The sequence below is a fragment of the Klebsiella africana genome (assembly GCF_020526085.1).
In the GTDB taxonomy this organism is placed as follows: Bacteria; Pseudomonadota; Gammaproteobacteria; order Enterobacterales; family Enterobacteriaceae; genus Klebsiella; species Klebsiella africana.
Window position 1 is genome coordinate 54,975 of the sequence record NZ_CP084875.1, and the last position, 18,667, is coordinate 73,641.

The 18,667-nt window shown below is 46.0% G+C and carries 17 protein-coding genes; 13 read left to right on the forward strand and 4 right to left on the reverse strand.

Features of this window, described 5'->3' with window-relative positions; all coding sequences use genetic code 11:
* The first annotated feature begins 71 nt into the window (after positions 1–71).
* The 5 genes from LGL98_RS25500 to LGL98_RS25520 all read left to right on the forward strand — a co-directional run bounded on the left by LGL98_RS25500 (position 72) and on the right by LGL98_RS25520 (position 7,873).
* Positions 72–596: a hypothetical protein gene (locus tag LGL98_RS25500; RefSeq protein WP_004181918.1), complete on the forward strand. Its 525-nt coding sequence runs from the start codon at positions 72–74 to the stop codon at positions 594–596.
* Between the two features lie 16 nt (positions 597–612).
* Positions 613–1,155 carry a hypothetical protein gene (locus LGL98_RS25505; protein WP_004026315.1) on the forward strand — a complete coding sequence of 181 codons (543 nt, stop codon included), beginning with the start codon at positions 613–615 and terminating at the stop codon, positions 1,153–1,155.
* Between the two features lie 365 nt (positions 1,156–1,520).
* Positions 1,521–2,558 (forward strand): conjugal transfer protein TraF, encoded by a 1,038-nt coding sequence (gene traF, locus LGL98_RS25510; RefSeq protein ID WP_004026314.1) that lies wholly within the window; start codon positions 1,521–1,523, stop codon positions 2,556–2,558.
* Positions 2,548–3,957, forward strand: coding sequence for a conjugal transfer protein TraH (locus LGL98_RS25515; RefSeq protein ID WP_004026310.1), 1,410 nt, complete (start codon positions 2,548–2,550; stop codon positions 3,955–3,957). The genes traF and LGL98_RS25515 overlap by 11 nt, the downstream gene beginning before the upstream one ends.
* 1 nt (position 3,958) lies before the next feature.
* Positions 3,959–7,873: a conjugal transfer protein TraG N-terminal domain-containing protein gene (locus LGL98_RS25520; protein WP_226651991.1), complete on the forward strand. Its 3,915-nt coding sequence runs from the start codon at positions 3,959–3,961 to the stop codon at positions 7,871–7,873.
* A gap of 28 nt (positions 7,874–7,901) precedes the next feature.
* Here LGL98_RS25520 and LGL98_RS25525 read toward each other — a convergent pair whose 3' ends face one another.
* Entirely contained in the window at positions 7,902–8,189 is a 288-nt protein-coding gene (locus LGL98_RS25525; protein WP_223341309.1) for a hypothetical protein, read from the reverse strand.
* Between the two features lie 369 nt (positions 8,190–8,558).
* On the opposite strand from LGL98_RS25525, the gene LGL98_RS25530 reads away from it, so the two are divergent.
* Positions 8,559–11,900, forward strand: coding sequence for a DEAD/DEAH box helicase (locus tag LGL98_RS25530; protein ID WP_226651993.1), 3,342 nt, complete (start codon positions 8,559–8,561; stop codon positions 11,898–11,900).
* Positions 11,901–12,167: 267 nt separating this feature from the next.
* Here the strand turns inward: LGL98_RS25530 and LGL98_RS25535 are convergent, their stop codons facing one another.
* Positions 12,168–12,782 carry a lytic transglycosylase domain-containing protein gene (locus LGL98_RS25535; protein ID WP_004026303.1) on the reverse strand — a complete coding sequence of 205 codons (615 nt, stop codon included), beginning with the start codon at positions 12,780–12,782 and terminating at the stop codon, positions 12,168–12,170.
* 133 nt (positions 12,783–12,915) lie between these two features.
* On the opposite strand from LGL98_RS25535, the gene LGL98_RS25540 reads away from it, so the two are divergent.
* The 7 genes from LGL98_RS25540 to LGL98_RS25570 all read left to right on the forward strand — a co-directional run bounded on the left by LGL98_RS25540 (position 12,916) and on the right by LGL98_RS25570 (position 17,263).
* Complete coding sequence (locus tag LGL98_RS25540) at positions 12,916–13,644, forward strand: thioredoxin fold domain-containing protein (protein WP_004026301.1); 729 nt, start codon at positions 12,916–12,918, stop codon at positions 13,642–13,644.
* Between the two features lie 16 nt (positions 13,645–13,660).
* Positions 13,661–13,972 (forward strand): hypothetical protein, encoded by a 312-nt coding sequence (locus tag LGL98_RS25545; RefSeq protein ID WP_004181928.1) that lies wholly within the window; start codon positions 13,661–13,663, stop codon positions 13,970–13,972.
* Between the two features lie 13 nt (positions 13,973–13,985).
* A complete protein-coding gene (locus LGL98_RS25550; protein ID WP_004181929.1) occupies positions 13,986–14,327 on the forward strand; it encodes a hypothetical protein in 342 nt (113 codons plus the stop codon).
* Between the two features lie 59 nt (positions 14,328–14,386).
* On the forward strand, positions 14,387–15,343 hold the full coding sequence (locus tag LGL98_RS25555; protein ID WP_024198070.1) for a DsbA family protein: 957 nt from the start codon (positions 14,387–14,389) through the stop codon (positions 15,341–15,343).
* 116 nt (positions 15,344–15,459) lie between these two features.
* Positions 15,460–16,035, forward strand: a complete 576-nt coding sequence (locus LGL98_RS25560; RefSeq protein WP_226651995.1) for a hypothetical protein — start codon at positions 15,460–15,462, stop codon at positions 16,033–16,035.
* A 107-nt stretch (positions 16,036–16,142) separates the two neighbouring features.
* Positions 16,143–16,658 (forward strand): hypothetical protein, encoded by a 516-nt coding sequence (locus tag LGL98_RS25565; RefSeq protein ID WP_041937820.1) that lies wholly within the window; start codon positions 16,143–16,145, stop codon positions 16,656–16,658.
* A gap of 2 nt (positions 16,659–16,660) precedes the next feature.
* The gene (locus tag LGL98_RS25570) at positions 16,661–17,263 is read left to right on the forward strand and encodes an HAD domain-containing protein (RefSeq protein ID WP_011251277.1); all 603 of its coding nucleotides are present in this window, start codon (positions 16,661–16,663) and stop codon (positions 17,261–17,263) included.
* Positions 17,264–17,537: 274 nt separating this feature from the next.
* On the opposite strand, the gene LGL98_RS25575 is transcribed toward LGL98_RS25570, so the two are convergent.
* Positions 17,538–17,852: a hypothetical protein gene (locus LGL98_RS25575; RefSeq protein WP_077260860.1), complete on the reverse strand. Its 315-nt coding sequence runs from the start codon at positions 17,850–17,852 to the stop codon at positions 17,538–17,540.
* A 371-nt stretch (positions 17,853–18,223) separates the two neighbouring features.
* Positions 18,224–18,664, reverse strand: a complete 441-nt coding sequence (locus tag LGL98_RS25580; RefSeq protein ID WP_011251275.1) for a hypothetical protein — start codon at positions 18,662–18,664, stop codon at positions 18,224–18,226.
* Positions 18,665–18,667 lie beyond the last annotated feature (3 nt).

Sequence of the window (18,667 nt, forward strand, 5' to 3'; positions counted from 1 at the left end):
GAAAACATGAAGTGGTTTTTCCTGCCGGTCGACAGAACCGGACCAGGTACACGTTAAGGAGAATGCAGATAATGGGCTTTAAAAAGAGCGAGGTAAGCCAGCTAAATAGTCTGGCAAGTGCCATAAAGTTAATAGAATTTGATGCCAATAAATATACCATAACACATTTGTATGGTCGTAAAGTTGCCGACAGCCTGGAGTACCCCAAAGGGATAAATACAAGAAAAGGGGTAGGTAAATGGCTCGGTGAAAAATCCGCCATGTTGCTGTCAAATGTCGTTGTAAACAATGCTATTCATATTTTTGGATATGACCCTCAAAATCCTACAGAATCAACCAGAGAAATGGATTTTAATGCACTTGTTGATTTGTTAATTAACACGGGCTATACGCCGGAATACTACCCGCTCAAGGTCAACAGGATTGTCGAAGTTCTCAACGGGATGTCGGAAGCTGACTATAAAGACTATTGCCTGGTATGTAAAAAGCCCTTCATACATGCGCCGGACAGGTATGATTCCTGCCCGACATGTAGCGCAAAAAAATGCAAAGTTGCTATTATGCGTTATTCTCAGTCCGTAATTCCCTTTGAATAAAAGTAATTAAGATTACATGGAAAATCAGCTTTTACACACGGCAAGCACCATCTGCCATATCGCGTTTGCATCGACGGGAATAACGACACCGTCAGATGAGCAGGGTTTTTTTCATCTTTCCGACAGCATCCATAATCGCCTGCGTGCGATTTCTCCTGACCTTCATGTCCGTTGTGCCTCTTATTTATTCCTGCCTGTCATTCATACAGAGTTAAAAACTGGCGACCTTAAAAACCATTTTCCTGCTTATATCCTGCAACTTGTTCAGGAACTTGCACCGTTAAAAAGGACTACCTGTCCATCCGGAAAAATCAGGTTTGATAAAGAGCTGGACGCCATGTTTTCAGCCAGTCCAGATGCTGTCAGCATTCGTCTGGCCGAATATCTTTCGGGCCCATCCCGTTTTCTCCGGATGATAAAAAACCCTGACCGTAAGGCGAGAGTTGAGAAAATACTCACTGCCAGAAAATGTAATCTTTCGCATCAGCTGGCACTCCTGATGCAGGCAGAAGAAACCGTGTCCAGATTTAAATCGCCGGGTAATACCTGGCGTCCCTGAACGGGGTCATGTTATATCTTCCTCATTATCTTTTACTTTCTGGTGTTGACCTTTTTAACCAACTGAAGGTCAACGTGTTCGTGTGTCAGGAATCTATCCTCCCGTTTATTGTTTAACATTCCGTAAATTCACAGGCTTAATCATTCAGCGTATAACCGTGGTGGTTTTACTGAATAGTCATGTTACAGGTAAACCCGTTACCTGGAGTTACTCTTTTCTGGCTTTCCCGATGATTCATGATCCGGCGACATTGAATCCCAACCCCCCTCAAGAAAAAATCCAGATTTCGTACAGAACATCTTCCTTATAGAAGAAAACGGATTTTTTTTTATGGGATGATAATGCTAACCATCGAGGGGTAGCATATGCAGAACACCAAAACTTTTATCCTGAAAGCCGCCATTAGTTCGTTGCTGGTGCTTTCCACTATGAGCCTGGCGGATACGCAGAAAGTTGAGAACACACCTTTTGTTTCGGGACAATCCCTGAAAAAAGGTTTCTTCTGGTATAACGATAAAGAACCGGTAAAAGATGAAGAAGAACAACCACAACAGCCATTAACGGGGTCGCCGTCTCAGGACAAAAAAGAAGAGCTTAAGCTCGATTCACGCTGGCTAAAAGAAAATCTGCTGAATCTTCGTTATGCGGCAATGGATAACCCGACCAACGAAAACCTGTCCCGCTATTATACTGCGCAACGTTTAATGCTGGATATTGCCACCCGTTTCTCTGACCGGACCCGCGACTATTTCCTTAATAACCCGATGATGTCAGAAAAACGACGACAGCCAACCGAAACTGTCGCGTTAAATGCACACCGTGCAGGACTTGAGGAAAATCAGCAAAAAGCACTTACCTCCATCTTTCAGAAAGGTGGATTGTTTTTCTTTTTCCAGAGTACCTGTGCGTACTGTCACGAGCAAAGCCAGATACTGAATTTCATGCAGAACTATTATCACATTGACATTATGCCGGTGAGTATAGACGGGCGACCTCTTCACAATGGTTTATTTCCCCGTTATGGACGGGCAACGATGGAGATGATCAAGCAATACGCCATCACAGAAGTTCCCACTATTTATCTCATGTCCAATGATGGTTCTCAGGCTACAAGAGTCAGTACCGGTCTGGTGTCCGCTGACGAACTGAAAAATACGATTATTCTTGCGGCCAGAGGTATGAACCTTCTCGACGAAGCGACATTCCAGAACACGCTCGATATTAAGAAACAATATGCCATTGGCGACAGAGATGTTCTGACCGTGAACAAAGAGCGCTATGAACAGGATCCTTATCTGCTTCAGCACATAATGGATGAAAAACTTAGCGGGTACGACATGCCAACAACCGATCGGGTTAATACCGGTATTTCAGAAAATGAAGGGGGCTTAAGTGGCTACTGATTTTCCAAAAGTAACTTTCATGAAAAAGTTACTTTTATCGGCCATGTTCTTTGGTGTGTTCTCCATGCAGCAGGTCCATGCTGCCAACGTCATGGAGGGCATATTTAAAGGTATGGTGGCTTCAACAGATCCCGCTTCCGTAAGAACGGCATCACGTGTCGGAGCTGTTGGGGGGAGTTTCTCATACCGCCAGCCTCAGGTGAATACCAACCTCGTCAATGTCAGTTTCCCGAAAGCCAGCGTCGGGTGTAACGGCATCGATATTTTCCTCGGCAGTTTCAGCATGATCAATGGTGATCAGCTTGTGCAGATTGGACGCGGTATTGCGCAGGGGTCAGCGGTATATGCTTTTAACACGGCAGTATCGGCAATCTGTGCCGATTGCGCAGCGATCATTGCCAACATTCAGGACAAGCTCGCAGCACTGAACAAATTTGCCAAAGACAGCTGTAACGCAACCTATGAGTTTTTGCAAAACGGGCTGGGTACACCTCAGGAGTTTACTGAGAAAATAGGGCTCGGCGGCGGCGCTGTTGACTCCATGGTATCAGGTATATTCCCGGATTTTGGTAGCACCATGAGTCAGCCTGCCAGTGAAGTCAACAAAAAGAACTACGCAAAAGATCCTGATGCCTTTAAAGAGAAATATGCAGGGAATATTGTTTACCAAGGATTCATGAGCATTGATAACGGCAATATGAATGTGGGGGGCGTGACTGAATTAACAGGTTACAAACTGGCCGAACAAATTATGTCGCTTACAGGAACACTTATCGTCAGCTGGGATAGTAATGGAGAAAATTCAGCGATAACACCGATCCCACCTACGATGAAAGCCGCTGATTTCATAAAGGGGACAGGGTCCGGCAACGTTAAATTAAATGTTTGTAACCCAACACCTGATTTACGCAGTAACAGGAAAGCACAGTGTCTTGAAATGCGTCAGGACTCTATACAATTTAAAGGTCTTTCTGAAACCATTATTGAAACATTACTCGAAATTCAGCGGGCTGTCAGGAATGACACTGAGTTGACGCAAGACCAACGTAAACTTATCAGTATGTTAGGTGTTAATAACATCATTCCGACTCTTCAGACCTTGTCAGCTGCTGAGGGGGTTCAATACATCAATGATATCAGTACGATCGCGGCCAAAAACTTCACAATAGAGTTGCTGAGTAGTGTGCAGAATAAAATGACGAATATGACTTTGCCTTCAGAGGCAATGGCATCGTTTAAGGACCAACTAGAAAAAATAAACCAAACCTTCAGAAACCAGATCCGCAGCGCTTCAGAGGTTCAGTCCATACAGAACACTGAGGAAAAAACGGTCCTGGCTTACTGGGATATGGCATACGTTAAAAAACGGACCTATGGCGATAGCGGGAATGGTGGCTGATATGAGTAATTACACTATTTATACCATTGGTGATATTGATTTTGTTTATACGGCTTTTAACGGGATCGCGCTGATTTTTTCCACTCACGGATCCAATGAATGGCTCAGATTTGCTGCATATGCAGCAGCAATTGGACTTTTTTATAAATCCCTGCGGTGGGTTCTTGCCCCCACAAAAAACGATGTCCCGATCTTCTCCTGGATAATGGGGTTGCTGTTCTATTCCATTGCCGTAATTAAAGCCGATGTAACACTGGAATCGGTTAAAACGGGGGAAGTCAGGAACATAGACGATGTTCCGTTATTTATCGCGTCAACCGGTGAACTGACAACCGGATTACTGCACGGGCTCATTACGGACTGGCGAGCAGCGTTTGACCCGCTTACGCCGGTGGGCCAGGTCACTGACACGCTCGATGACAGCCTGACGCTGGGTCCAATGACCAAAATGGTCAAATATATGGAGTGGGGTGGGGAATCCAGTGGATTCTGTCAGGCTTTCCCGAATACGATGAGCGGGAGCGAAAAACCTGTCACCTTTGATGTATGCAGAATCATCCAGTCTATTGCACGCGATTGTATTAAAACGACCCAAGACTCAGAGGTCAATACACCACTCAGAGGGGTGGCGTTGAATGAAATCTATGCCACAGATCTTGCGTCAGTAATGAACGTGATGGATTCAATGACGGCCAACAGCCTGAAGACAGCCAGCGTTCCAATGGTGACATCGACAGGTTTGCAGTATGCGTCGTGTACAGATGCCTGGGCGGCGGTTAAAGCCGCATTCGACTCGCCTCAGGGCGCGTCAATTATGCGTAATTTGGGTCAGATGAATCAGTTTGTAGCACCGCAGCAGGAGGATAGCGGCCAACAAACCGATTTTATCGGAGGTGCAGCCACCACGCTTTTTGGAAGTGCCGGTCAGGCTCACAATATCACGACTGCTGCATTTGTCCTCAACCAAATAGATAAAGGTGTGTTGCAGTATCGCAAGTCGTTGGGTATAGCGGCTGACTACCAGCTTTTCGAAGCGAGCATGAAACGTACCAACGCCATGGTCAGTCAGGGGCAACTCTGGCTGAACATCTCAGGCGCTGCAATATCGTTTCTGGAAATGTTCAGCTACATGGTTGCCCCCTTTGCCCTGATTGCGATCCTCTTCCTGGGAGGTGAAGGCATAACTTCAGCTGCAAAATACCTTCAACTGATAGTCTTCGTTAACATGTGGCCGATAACGGCGGTCATGGTCAATGCATACGTAAAAATGGTGTTAAATCAGCAGTTTGACACATGGTCATCACTGGGTGTACAGACCACTATGAACTGGGCGAATATGGGGAGTATTCAGGAGACGTACGGCAGTTACCTGTCAGTAGCTTCAGCGCTGTATTGCATGGTACCGATGCTGACGCTGTTCCTGTTGACCACCAGCATCCACCCGATGATGGGGGCGTTGAAAAATGTGACGCCGGATGCTCCTGCCAATACTGGTCATGTCACACCAGAAGTGTGGTCGGCGGGTAATGCGGGTAAACAGTCCTTTGGTGACCAGACACACACAGCAGCCACTGCAACCGGTGGAGGTATGTCATCTGGCGGGCTTCTGGATTCTCCGACCAGGATGATGCCAACGCTTGGGTTGGGGTCATCGTTAAGTGATACCGTTAACGCAGCAGGGCAGCACTCGATAGGGACCGACCGATTATCGACACTCAGCTCCAGTGAGGCATTTAATGAAACCTGGACCAGAGGAATGCAAGGCAGTCGGACACAAACTGCGGGTACGACAAACCAGGGAAGTATGAGGGCTATGGAAGATTTCGTGACCGGGCTTACCGGTAACATTTCTAAAGATGTAGGAATATCAGCAGATGCTCTTAAATCAAACGTTTTCTCTGCTGTACTCGGTGCGAATGGTGATCTTGGAATGAAATTTGGTGGAGGTAAAGGTGGGGGCAAGCCTGCGCTTGGGGACGTTATGGGGGCGTTTGTTGCAAATTTAAGCGCTCGTTTACAGAACAACTCTCAACTTTCGGACGGGGCAAAAAAAGGTCTCCTGGATAGCCTCTCTAATATGTCCAAAACCGGAAGCGGTTTTTCAAAGGACATATCAAAGATAGCGTCAAATGGCATAGAGAATAACTTCTCCGATTCTGACAGCTACCAGAAAATGGCCCAGAGGATGCAGCAACATGCCCAGGCTGTCACTAATAAAGAGAGTAATGCATTCAGTAAGACAGGTGGGCAGGCTTCCCAGCTTTCAATGAGTAGCAACCTCAACATCGACGGGGCTAAACTATCAGACACCCTGAGTAAACCAGCAACCGCACAATCTGTAGGTGACTGGGCACAGGCCTCGGGATTATCCCGTGAAGCTACAGTTGGCAAATGGGAGGCGATGAAAGCGACATTAAACAGCAGTAATACGCTGGGAGACCAGAGAAACGGTAATGATGCCTTTGTTAAAATGATGTTTAACGAAGCAGAGAAACTGACTCATATGGATGCAGGGGAGACGGTTGCACATAATCTGGGCGATATCCAGAAAACATCCCAGATGCTCAAAAATGCAGTCAGTATCATGGGGGCCAATGCCGGTATGATTGCGCCCGCGACGGAAAAACTGGATCAGTTTGTCGCACTGGGCTCCGGTGGAAACTATGCCAGCGGACATGAACAGCAGCAAATCGCACCTGACACGTCCGCAGTGCCTACTGCCGGGCAGGTTTCTGGTAATGTTGCGAATCAGCAAGGGACGGTAACTGGTGGACTCGCTCAGCGGGAGCAGGCTTCGCAAGTACAACCAACAACACAAGTTGGCGGCATGACAGCTAACAAACTTAATGAAGAAGAAGCCAGAGGAAATGTAGCTAATACCTACGGGGCTAATATCAGAAATGTCCATACAGACAATGATACTAAAAACCTTAAAGCCGTCGATGATTCGCTGCCAATGGGAAATACAGCAGAGACCATTAACAAGGCGAAACAAACGGCAGATACAGATGCAGCTATTCCCAAGGCAGTTTCAAAAATTCAAAGCATAGCTCTTGGCGATCCTGAAACCAGCGATATCAATGCCCCGACTCAGCAAGCAATGAGGGACATGCAATCGCATGATATGCCGAGAAGTGCTGAGAGTTTCCGCCCGTCCGGGAATAAAGAAAAAGATGCGAAAGACGCCTTAAGCCAGTCGGCGTTACACGCGGAAGTTGCCCGCAATCAGACCGGAGAGGCCAGAGAAAACAGTCTTAAAGAAGCTGATGCATGGCGTTCTGCATTCAACCAGATTTCAGGTAATAATTATTCACCATCCGATGTAGACCGTGTTGCTCGGTTAGCCGTGGATGGTAAAAATAATGGTTATGAAAACGGACTTTCGGACGTCGTTAAAAACGCGGTCAGCAAGACGGGCACTACGGCCAGCAGAGTACCGACTGGCTCTGCTGATTATGAGCTGGGTGGAGGTATGCGCGACAGCAACAGCAGAAGTCCGAATCTGTTAGATAAAGGGCAGGCAGCCAGAGAACAGGTGTTTGATGGTAACCGTACAGTAGCAAAAACGTTAACCGGAGCCGGTTCAGACCGTTATGTCGGTGATTCTATGAAGTTAGAAAACGGTTCATCCGGTCAAACGCTCATCGGCAACATGAGCAATAATATGCAGTTACGACAGGCGCTCAATTTAGCTGACAACAACCCGGGTATGACGGACGATAAATTAACCCGTCTTCAGGACGCGCAGGACACCGCAATGAGGACTGTCCAGAATAAACTGGCTGACGACCCACGATATGGGCCGGAAGCGGCCGCCGCTTACCCTGCGTTTATCGCCAGCCTTCCGGAAAGGCTCGGAACCACAGAAGGCAAGGATTATGCGAAAGCCTTCCTGGACAAGCACCGAAAACACTAATAAAAAAGCCCGCTATAAAGCGGGCTTTTTAGTGGTGATGTCTTTCATTAATTTCTTGTTCAAAAAAATAATATTCAGTTGAACGGGGGTCATTGATATCTGATTGTCTGTAGCCAGGAAACTCATTATCATAATCCGTTTCACGGGATTCCCCGGTTTCAACCCTTTCAGCCGTATCAGGCTCTTTCTTACGGCAACTGAAAAGCGGGTATTTGTGCCCGACAGTGCAGTAGCGGTAGACAAGCACGCCCAGGCAAAAGACATAGAAGAGCTCTCTAAAGTCGGCAAGTTCAAAACCAAACAGTTCGTACATCATTGTGTAACCCTCTGCTCCCTCTCATTTGATTACATTATAAACTATTTAACCCAGCCTCCAACCCCCTGTTTTCATCACCCCCGGATGCAGCCTCAACTCTAAAAGGGGGCTTTACAGGCCATAGTCCATGGTGTATCCGTTGATACAAAGTTGTTATCGCTGACCGGCTATGAAAAACAGTCATTGTTTATGCGCTGCACAGGTCGGGAAAGTTACTTTTTTCTCAGCCATCAACACAGCACCCCGGCAGTTCTACCCGGTAAATTAAGGGGAATGACGCCTTCTTTTCCCGGCCGGGTAAGCAGACCGTCTTCGTAGTGTGTCAACGGGAGTCACGACGTCAGGAACAGACAGACCAGTGAGGTTTACGTGAATGAATCATCAATAAAAACCGAAAATGTGTTCCTCTTCTGGAGAGCCATTGAAGCCTTAACCCCTCAGGATATTGATAAGGAAAATGCCCGCGACAAACTCAACCCGGTTTACAAAGTAGGCGCAGGATCCATGCTTCCCTGGGATGATCCGGAACATACCCGTAAGGATATTGCGCCTGGCAAAGTGTGGCGCTACTCCGCTCAGGCGGGGGTTTATCATCTGAGTGTGATTACCAAAATGCTGGAGGATAAAATCGGTGCCCATGAAGCGGTACCTGAAGAACGTAAATCAGGGAAATGCAGGCTTTTTGATATTGGTTTCAGTGAAGAAGGCATCCCCCAGCCAGCCACGTTCATGTTATCCCTGTCAGCATGGTCGGCGGCTCAGATACTCAGGCATGATCGCGGCGTTTATGCTCTTCATGCTCCCCTTTGCTCCGATGTGTCCGACCTGCCCGCACCAAACGACAGCCTCCCGCTGGTGGATAGCGGTTTTTACGATTTTGATAATCTGACCCTTCATCTCATGCAGTGGGTGGACAATGAGGCTTATCGATTACAGGAGGAGGGACAGAAGGCCGATACAGGATGGTTGAAGACGCTTGAGAAACTGGTCATCGCAAAACTGTATTTCCCGGAAGAAGCCATGGATACGACGATCGTCAGTGTGGTCAAGTGTTCCCTGACCAGGAAGGCGAAAGTCATCCAGGAAGACAGTGCAAAGAAAGACAATAAAAAGAAAGAAGCGGTGCCCGATGACCTCATTAACAGTTTTTTCATTCAGGAACTGCGAAAGCTCGACGCGGAGTGGAGGCAAGGAGGGGGTGGGGCCGGTTTTAAAGACTTTATCATGGCGATAACCCGGGATAACCAACAGCGCCTCAATATACGCACTGAAGAAGGCCTGGATTTTGCTTTTGAGAAACTGTTGCCCACACAGCCACCAGCTGGCTCCTGGCCTTCAAAGTACCCGCTGGCATTCAGCCAGCAGCTGGCCGTCAATGAAATCTGGACCAGAAATCACACTGAACCGGGTATTTTTGCTGTAAATGGTCCTCCGGGAACGGGGAAGACAACACTCCTGCGTGATGTGGTGGCCGCAGTCGTCACCGATCGGGCGAGTAAACTGGTTAAACTCGGAGACTCTGCATTTAAAGCCAAAGACAGCCTCAAATACAATGACAGGCTGATACCCTATTATTCGCTTCACCCGTCCCTGGCGGGGAGTGCCATCGTGATTGCATCGTCCAATAACGGAGCCGTGGAGAATATCTCACTTGAGCTCCCCGGGATGGAAGCGGTACCGGAGGATGTGTCAGATCGCAGCGATTACTTTGGCGGGCTGGCTACCGTAATACTTAACAGGCCTGCCTGGGGACTTCTGGCGGCAAGACTGGGCAATAAAAGTAACAGAGAGCAGTTCGTTAACACACTGTGGTGGGGAAATCTGCAGAAAAGTGAAAAAGGCGATGAAGCACCTCCGGAGAAGTTTTCACCCGAACGTGGGGAGGGGCTGAAATACCATCTGAATTTACTGCGACCGCCCCGGAAAGTCAGAGAGCCTGCACTGACCTGGACTGAGGCTGTCACACGTTTTGAACAGGCACAGGCGGTGGAGGAAGCCGAGCGTCAGCAACTGGTCACCAGTTCAGGGCTAACGCATAAAATTGAGTGGCTCGAAGAACAACGAAGAGTGTGGGAAGAAAGGAAGCAAACCGCAACGCTTCAGATTGAGGAATGCCGGAACGCGCTACAGGCGCTCTCTGACAGACTCGCCGCTATGGAAATGACCCTGACCCTGTCCAGTGGAGATCGGGACGAACTCGATCAGCGCATCCACCAGCATGAAAAAAATAAACCCGGCCTTCTGGCTAATCTCTTTTCGCTGGGGAGGATATCGAAGGCATGGTGGGATCGTTATCAACGGCTGACAGACGAATCAGATTCTTTGCGGGCGACGTTGACTCAGCAACGGCAGGAACTGCAGCTGGCGCAATCAGAAAAACATAATGCAGACAATGAACTCAGGAGCCTTGAGCGTGAGCTCACTCAGGTGATCAGCAACGGTCAGGCGGTCTGTAAAGAGCAGGAACAGAATAATACCTTGCTGAAGCAGGCTATATCCGATCTGGGAGCCTCCTGGCCGGAGCGGACTGCAACAGATGAACGAAGGGAGTTGTCAGCACCATGGCTTCATGAGCGCTGGAGAAAGGCGAGGGAAGATGTGTTTATCGCAGCATTAGACGTTCACCGGGCGTTTATTGAAAATAATCCTGTAAAAATGGCCGCTAATATAGGGCTTGCAATGGACTGGTTAAAAGGGCGAAAAATGACCGAAAAACAGGCGGGTCTGGCTCTCGACTCCTTATCTCTGGTCGTCCCGGTTATATCAAGCACCTTTGCGTCCATGCCCCGGATGTTCAGGGATACAGGTCAGGAAGCGATAGGCTGGTTGCTGATTGATGAAGCCGGACAGGCACAACCTCAGCATGCGATTGGGGCTATCTGGAGAGCAAAACGCACGGTTCTGGTAGGTGACCCAAAACAACTGGAGCCGGTCAGCGGTATTCCGTCCACTGTAGAGGGGGCGCTGGGAAAACATTATAAGATCCCGTCCTGCTGGTGGCCCGGAAAAGTCTCAGCACAGATACTGGCAGACCAGACGATGAACGTTGGCACCTATCTGCCCGACCCGGAGTCAGAACAGATTTGGGTGGGCTGTCCGTTACGGGTTCACCGGCGCTGTGATGACCCAATGTTCAGTATCAGTAACCATATTGCCTATGACGGGCTCATGGTCCACGGGAAAAAGCCGGGCCTGGTGGATTTCCCTGAAAGCGGATGGCTGGATGTGAAAGGGAGGACATGCGAGGGAAACTGGGTAGTGGAGGAAGGGGCGGCAGTGGAAAAGTTACTTTTGGCGTTGCGTCACCAGTATTCACTCACACCTGACGACGTGTTTCTGATCTCGCCATTCAAGGACTGCGCTAAGCAGCTTAACCGGATCGCAAAGAGGCTGGGATTCAGGATGGACAGAACGGGGACCGTACATAAAACACAGGGCAAGGAAGCTACTGTGGTTATCCTCGTGCTGGGAGGCAACATAAAAAGTCAGGGGGCGAAAGCCTGGGCGGCGGAAAAACCCAATCTTCTGAACGTCGCGGTAAGCAGGGCGAAACAACGCATTTATGTCATCGGCGAGCGTGCATTATGGGAGAAGCAACCTTACTTTTCCACGCTGTCCCGGGCACTGGGAAGGCTGGATGTGCCGGTGAGCAACAGCAACCCGCGTGCGATGTCATATATGGAAGAGTACTTAACCACTGAATGGCGCTGATAAGCGCCAGGTCTGCCAGCTGTCTAATGCGGTATCGACCGCAATACCGGGTGACTATGACATGCCTGAGGGATGATAATCAGTCGGATATCTGCCTCTAATCTTTTCCTGATATTCCCTGCCGGACCATCAGCGTATGCAGGTGAGGCAGGGAGGTCTTCCCTCTGGTTTAGCAAGTTACTCATAAACGCTCGCCGACTTGTGAACTGGACACCAAAAGTTGGACCCTCACCAGGGCAACCAGCGAAGGTGCAGTAAAAGTTACTTTTATCTATAGGATTGCCAGGATTGCTGATGAGAGTTGTTAGCGAGCTTACCTGTTACCTCGGGAGGATTCTGCTTTACACGATCAAGACCGGTCCATGCATTGAGCTGCATCATTTTGCCGTTACGCTGCAGACGCCGGTTATAACGTTCCATAAATTTGAAAATATAGTTGGCTCTTACGCGAGGCGTTTTACTGTTGTAGTCAGCAATACCTTCAAACACGTTCCCTTTACGGTCAATAATTTTCCGGTGCAGCCACCATGTCCCAACCCAAAAAGAAGCACAGGCGTCATAAGCGAGCTCACGCCAGGTAATTGCGGGGAAGTGGGATTTCACCTCAGCCAGATTTGATGAGTTAATCTGCATTGGGCCAATATCCCATGTGCCATTGGTGTTAAGGACGAAAGAGCCAATCTTTCCACCTTCGTTATCAAAAAGAGTAAAGACAAGGTCACGGTCAATCCCGAAGAAACGCGCGGCGTCAGTTAAACATTCGTTTTTAACCGTTTCGGGTACATTTTGGGGCTTCGGTCGATCCGGTGGGGGATTGAATGCTGCATTTGCATTGACGGTTAAAGTGGCGAACAGCACCGCTCCAAAAAATAATCTAGTCATTAACCAGCTCCTCAAAAGTAACTTTTACAGGTTACACGACAACAAAAAATTTTTTTTCCTATACCGGGGGGAAATGCCTCCTGGTCGGAAAAATATTTTTTTTTGTTTGATACAGTATTTAAGGAGGTAGGACATGATTAAACCCATTGCAGTTGCTCTGATATTGTTAACTCCATCGGCCTATGCTGATGTTGATTTACCTGCAGAATTAAAGGACAAAATTGAAGCCGTTGGTATCAACCCCGTCTCTGCAGAGAAATCTCCGGTAAGTGGTATTTACTCAGTCTTTTCAAAAGAAGGGACGAGTTACGTCACGTCTGACGGTGAATACATCTTCACCGGAAATTTATTCAAAGTGAAAGGGACAGAAGTGGAAAACACCACGGACGAGTTTATCAGTAAAGGGATGCGATCCTATATTGAGAAGCTCGATACTATCACCTACAAAGCACCAGATGAGAAATATGTCATCGGTGTTTTTACTGATATCACCTGTGGCTTTTGCCAGAAACTACATAGCGACCTGCAATCCTATCTGGATAAAGGCATCACTATTAAATTCATCGCATACCCACGTGCCGGGATGAACTCCATGATAGCCCGAAACATGGCATCTGTCTGGTGTGCAGATGACAAACCTGCAGCTTTAACCAGAGCAATGAAAGGGGATGGTTTGCCTGAAAAGCAACCGACAAAGGCCTGCATGGACTCCATTCAGAGCCAATTTAATGCAGGGAACATGTTCAAACTCTCAGGCACGCCTAGCGGTTTAAGCCTGAAAGGTGAGCCGATGGTATTTGCGGGGTTACGTGACCCAGAACAGATGCTGAACAGCCTGAAAACGGCCAATCAGAAAAAATAACTCTCCGGGAGCAACAATGAAGAAATTAATAGCAGTGGCAGCGGTAGTGGTTGTTTCATTTGCCGCCCAATCCAGCGTTTGCGGGCCAGTTGCGTGCAAAGTTACTTTCGTCGATGTCGACGGCTCGCAAAAGCCGATCATGCTTCTCGATGACAAAGTTTCAACGCGGAAGAGCTCAATGAACCGTGTATTTGATGATGTGTACTCGCACGGCCGTAAGGTCCAGACTGACCTGAAATCAACCACTCCAGCTGCCGGGCATCCTGATAAATCATCACCCGTGCAAATGAGCAGGGAATTAAGTCCTGTGGTCATCTACAGCGCATAAAACGGAGTCTCTCATGGGATTAATCAGAACAGTGGTATACGTGGGTATCATTGGAGGCATCTTTGCCTATACACAAACAAAAGATAGCCTTGAAAATATTTCGGTTCCGGATGCGGAGTTTCCATCGTCAATCTCCAGGAATAACTTTATACAATCGACATGGGTGAACGAGCATTACACTTCACTGAAGAATGGCCCGATTGCTGACGGTATATCCAGTATTCTGGATGATGCTCAGGATATCAGGGGGTCTGTCAATAATGTTGTCATGACGGCCGGTAATGTCGATATCCAGAAGGCTATTCAGGATGCAGTGGATGAACTAGACAGCAATAGCCGTAAATCCAGTAAGTAAAATGGCTCTCAGAACCATCAGATACGCCTGTTTAAAATAAAATAACTCAGAGATAAATCATGGAAAATAAACAAAGCACTAAAAAACAAACTCTGATTCACATCGCCTTGGTACTGGGTGGCTTTGTAGCTGGCTCGGTAATTTGGGGGGCTGGTAGTAATAAAATGAATTCAAATGACGCCTCTAATGAGACTGCCAATAAACAGCATATCGAACGGGCAAATAGTATCAATGCATTAGCTCAAACAGCGAACCAGGTAAATAAGCCAGCCGGTCTAGTACTGTCTGAGCAGGACAAGGAACTTATTGGCAAAACTGCGGCACAATATTTGATCGATCATCCGGAGAACCTGGTGGAAGCTGGTAAGCGTCTTGAAGCCAACCGAGATGGAGAAAAAACCTCAGACGTTGTGAATACAAAAGACGTATTGCTTGAAACAAAATTCACGCCAAACTACGGCCCAGATAACGCAGATGTAGCTGTTATTGAATTTTTCGATTACATGTGTCATTTCTGTCAGCAGTCCAGTCCCGTGCTTGAAAAGGCGATTGCAGAAAATAAAAATGTTCGGACTTTCTTTAAAGACTTCACCATTTTTGCTGACCGCACACCTATCTCCGGGATGGGGGCAAAAATTGGTCTCTACATCTTTAATAAGTACGGGCAGGAAAAATACTACGAGTTCCATAATAAGCTCATGAGTGAAGCGGGTAGGGCAATGAAGGACAGGAAGGACTATACACCTTCTAATCTGGCAGCCCTGGTCAATGGTTTGGGATATAAAGAAATACTGGATCAGCAAGGTAACTTCTTGCTTACTGTCGAAATGCGCGATCAGCTTCAGAATGTTCTTGATGCAAATATGATGCTGGCGGATAAACTCAATTATAGCGGCACGCCAGTATTTATTGTTATGAACATGAAGAACCCGCAAAACAAAACCACAACCATTATGCCCGGTGCGCCTGATTTTTATCGCTTGCAACAGGCAATTAATAAAGCAAAAGGAAACTAAACAGATTCTTCCCTTACCAAAACAAGGGTTAATAGCAAATGCCTCGTAAAACGTGACCCAACGGGCATGGAGATTATGAGGTTAATATTAAATGATTGTACATTTGAACGGTGAAGATGAAAACTTGTATTCCATATATTATCAAATCATGCAAAGAGAAAAAGAAAGAAGGGGGGAATATGATAAATAAATTACACAATCTAGAAAACGTCATGGATAGTACCTTTGCAACTGGCCATTCGACCTGGTTAAGATATGTGTTAAGAAATAGTGTATCTACGCTGGGTGATTTAAAGATCGCGGCTAAGCAAGTATGTTCAAGCAATGCAGCGAAAGACGAAAGTACAGAATTGCAATGTAGCATTGCAGTCTCATATTGTAGTAATTTACAATCTATCTCAATTATTTTGCAGGTTGCCGTGGAACTTGAGACGTTACACCAGAACGATGCTTTTCTAAGGTCAACGTATGAATATCTTAAACGCAATGGGATTTATGATCACGATATAATTTTTGACATGCTTAAGAAAGTATCTCTAACTGATTGCGAAAAAATTCACGAGTCTATTGTTAAAGCGCAGTTTGGGGTGGAGTTATTGGAAGCACGTATTAGTTTCGGCTCGAGACATTTTACTCTTCGTAATGATATCAAACGATTTTATCCATATTTACTACGAAAAGAAGTTTTTTAAGGTTCAACGATATTGATTTCATTTAAATTCGGTGTGACCTCAGCTGGGTTAATTAAATGAAATTGGGTGTCCATATCAATAAATTTCTAATATTTAAGGGTGTTTCTATGTTAGAACATAACATTGTTTTCAACAGCATGATGATTATGATTGTTATCTTATCTTATATGCTATTTAAAATTCTTAAGTCAAAGAAAAGGCTTCAGCATAAGTATGATGAGGTATTTAAGGCTTTTCATATTGCGGATTCAGAGTACACCGGCGGCCTAAAAGATGTTTACAAAAACTTATCTTTAAGCAATGCTCAGTTGCAGTTCCTTGCTGTTTACTTCAATCAAGACACTGTCCAGTTTGATGGCAGAAATATTGTGTGCGAAAAAGAGGATGATGTTCAGTATATTCTTTCACTTATATCAGACAGCCATTTTTGGTTGGACAAATCCATGAAAGGAATAAATGAAGTGGTAAATAATACGGACGTAATAAAAGATATTAAATTATCTCTATCACCGTTCGCTTCGTTGGGTGAGCTGAAGGTTATAGATGATGAATTTAAACTGAAAAATAAAGAGTTTGATGGGTTTGCTAAACTTAAAGTTAAGTATGATGTAAAAAGGGGGTGAAAATGGCAGGGGCATTGTTTTCACTTTCTGCTGGTGGGGTGATGTTTGCAACAGCTGTTGTTATTATCATCTTTAGTGCTATGCTATATGACAGTATAGTTAAAAGACGTTCTAAAAATATTAACTCACCAGAGTTTACAGGATCACCTCAACTAGCATCTTGCAATTGTTCAGGAGGTACTGTCCTGCTTTATCTTGATTTTGATGGAGTCCTCCATCGAAGGATGAATGAGACATTTGAAAGAATGCCTCTACTGGAAAAAATTTTAAAACAATGTCCAGAATTACATATAGTCGTGTCCAGCAGTTGGAGGGAAACAATGACTTTAGAAGGGCTTAAATACCTTTTTCCGGTAGCATTCAGACACAGAATAATAGGTGTTACACCTTCACTTCAGGAAGTAAAGGATACCGAATATGTTCGGTACAGAGAGTGCCTTATACATGCCAGACATATGGGGATCAACAAGTTTATTATCATTGATGATGAATCACACCGTTTTCCACCTGGGTGCGAAAATCTGGTGTCAACGAATTACAGTGAGGGGATGACTGACCAAACAGTAGAATCTGTCATTATGAAATATTGTCAGTACTTAACATGAAGGAATGAATTACAATATTAAATATAAGTTTTTTTTGTGGGCGATGAACAGAGAATTAAAGCCGGTTATTCAGGCAGGGCAGGAACAACTACCCATGGATAATCGGCTCCCGGACATGTCCGGGCAAAGAAATCGTAGAACTAGCGCATGACAGTAAGACGGGGTAATCGAGGCAATGTCTCAACTGTACAAATGAAAGAATGCGTTGCTGGGTGGGCACCGGCAGTCAGAGCCAGCGTTCTGCAACTGCATCAAAGGCTAAGTGTACCTGCCATTACCTCAGCTCATGAATCAGCATGCCAGCATGTTTAATGTTTAGAGTCGTCATGTTTGCATTAAGGTCTTTCATCATTCTGGTTCCGCCGCATCGCACATATTCTCTTAATCTTCCATTGTAGGCAGCGCTGGAAGCGATTTTAAGCTGCTTTATCGGACAGGGAAGATAACCCACTCCTTTAACGAGATCGTCCTCAACAGCGTTCAGGTAAACGGGAGAGGCAGCAATGATAAAGTTATCATGCCGGTACATACTAAACAGTTCCGCAAGGGAAGGGACTTTTCCAGGTAGTATGGGGTCAGAAGTCAGCATACCCCATATGCTGGCGCTCTTTCTTCCTATCTTTGTAAACGTAGCATCATAAGGGATCGCGGGGTCAGAACTGTGTCGTAGGCCCAGACCTGCAGAAATAACCCATAAACAGATATGAGAATTAGAGTTTGCAATAGACTTAGCTGTACTCCAGTGAGCACTACAGTATATGTTTTCCGTTTCCTTAATATCATCATTACATGTAGTGAATCGGGACTGCACAAGACTTTTCCATTGCTGATAGGCAATCTCAGTATCTGTCGTATGGTAGGGAAACACAGTGTCATGTACAGGTCCTGCTTTCCTTTTCGCGCATGTTGTAATGAGATGAATTGTCGACATTATTCAGAGCCTATAAAGAGTATTTATTATCAATAAGGTAGTGTATTTAAAGATGGGTATACTGGATCATCTTCAGGCACCCAATAGCCAGACCCGCACTCCCATTCTTCTCCAATGAATACGAACATTTGCCTGACAAGATATCTCCTGAGTTCCTGAGAGATTACGCTCTCAATTTTTAACAGGTAACTCTTGTTCTTACAATGGGCTTTTAAGTGAGAAAGAAGTGTACTGAAGCAGCCTTGATTGGTGATAAATACAGAAACTGATGAAACAACCAGAACAGGTTTACCCAGCAAAGATGCATGTTTGCTACGTGCACGTATATACATGTTTTCGAACAAGGACAAGCCATCAACATGTCTGGATTTTACTGGTATAATACTTCTATTACTTTCATCCATTAGCCTTTCAAATGCATTGATAATATTTGTAATGTCAGTTTCTAAAATTTTTTGATTAATTATCATTGT

What these genes read in the sequence shown, in the direction of transcription:
- LGL98_RS25500 (WP_004181918.1), top strand. Translation starts at nt 72, where the DNA reads ATGGGCTTTAAAAAGAGCGAGGTAAGCCAGCTAAATAGTCTGGCAAGT.
- LGL98_RS25505 (WP_004026315.1), top strand. Translation starts at nt 613, where the DNA reads ATGGAAAATCAGCTTTTACACACGGCAAGCACCATCTGCCATATCGCG.
- traF (WP_004026314.1), top strand. Translation starts at nt 1,521, where the DNA reads ATGCAGAACACCAAAACTTTTATCCTGAAAGCCGCCATTAGTTCGTTG.
- LGL98_RS25520 (WP_226651991.1), top strand. Translation starts at nt 3,959, where the DNA reads ATGAGTAATTACACTATTTATACCATTGGTGATATTGATTTTGTTTAT.
- LGL98_RS25525 (WP_223341309.1), bottom strand. Translation starts at nt 8,189, where the DNA reads ATGATGTACGAACTGTTTGGTTTTGAACTTGCCGACTTTAGAGAGCTC.
- LGL98_RS25535 (WP_004026303.1), bottom strand. Translation starts at nt 12,782, where the DNA reads ATGACTAGATTATTTTTTGGAGCGGTGCTGTTCGCCACTTTAACCGTC.
- LGL98_RS25540 (WP_004026301.1), top strand. Translation starts at nt 12,916, where the DNA reads ATGATTAAACCCATTGCAGTTGCTCTGATATTGTTAACTCCATCGGCC.
- LGL98_RS25545 (WP_004181928.1), top strand. Translation starts at nt 13,661, where the DNA reads ATGAAGAAATTAATAGCAGTGGCAGCGGTAGTGGTTGTTTCATTTGCC.
- LGL98_RS25550 (WP_004181929.1), top strand. Translation starts at nt 13,986, where the DNA reads ATGGGATTAATCAGAACAGTGGTATACGTGGGTATCATTGGAGGCATC.
- LGL98_RS25555 (WP_024198070.1), top strand. Translation starts at nt 14,387, where the DNA reads ATGGAAAATAAACAAAGCACTAAAAAACAAACTCTGATTCACATCGCC.
- LGL98_RS25560 (WP_226651995.1), top strand. Translation starts at nt 15,460, where the DNA reads ATGAAAACTTGTATTCCATATATTATCAAATCATGCAAAGAGAAAAAG.
- LGL98_RS25565 (WP_041937820.1), top strand. Translation starts at nt 16,143, where the DNA reads ATGTTAGAACATAACATTGTTTTCAACAGCATGATGATTATGATTGTT.
- LGL98_RS25570 (WP_011251277.1), top strand. Translation starts at nt 16,661, where the DNA reads ATGGCAGGGGCATTGTTTTCACTTTCTGCTGGTGGGGTGATGTTTGCA.
- LGL98_RS25575 (WP_077260860.1), bottom strand. Translation starts at nt 17,852, where the DNA reads ATGCTGACTTCTGACCCCATACTACCTGGAAAAGTCCCTTCCCTTGCG.
- LGL98_RS25580 (WP_011251275.1), bottom strand. Translation starts at nt 18,664, where the DNA reads ATGATAATTAATCAAAAAATTTTAGAAACTGACATTACAAATATTATC.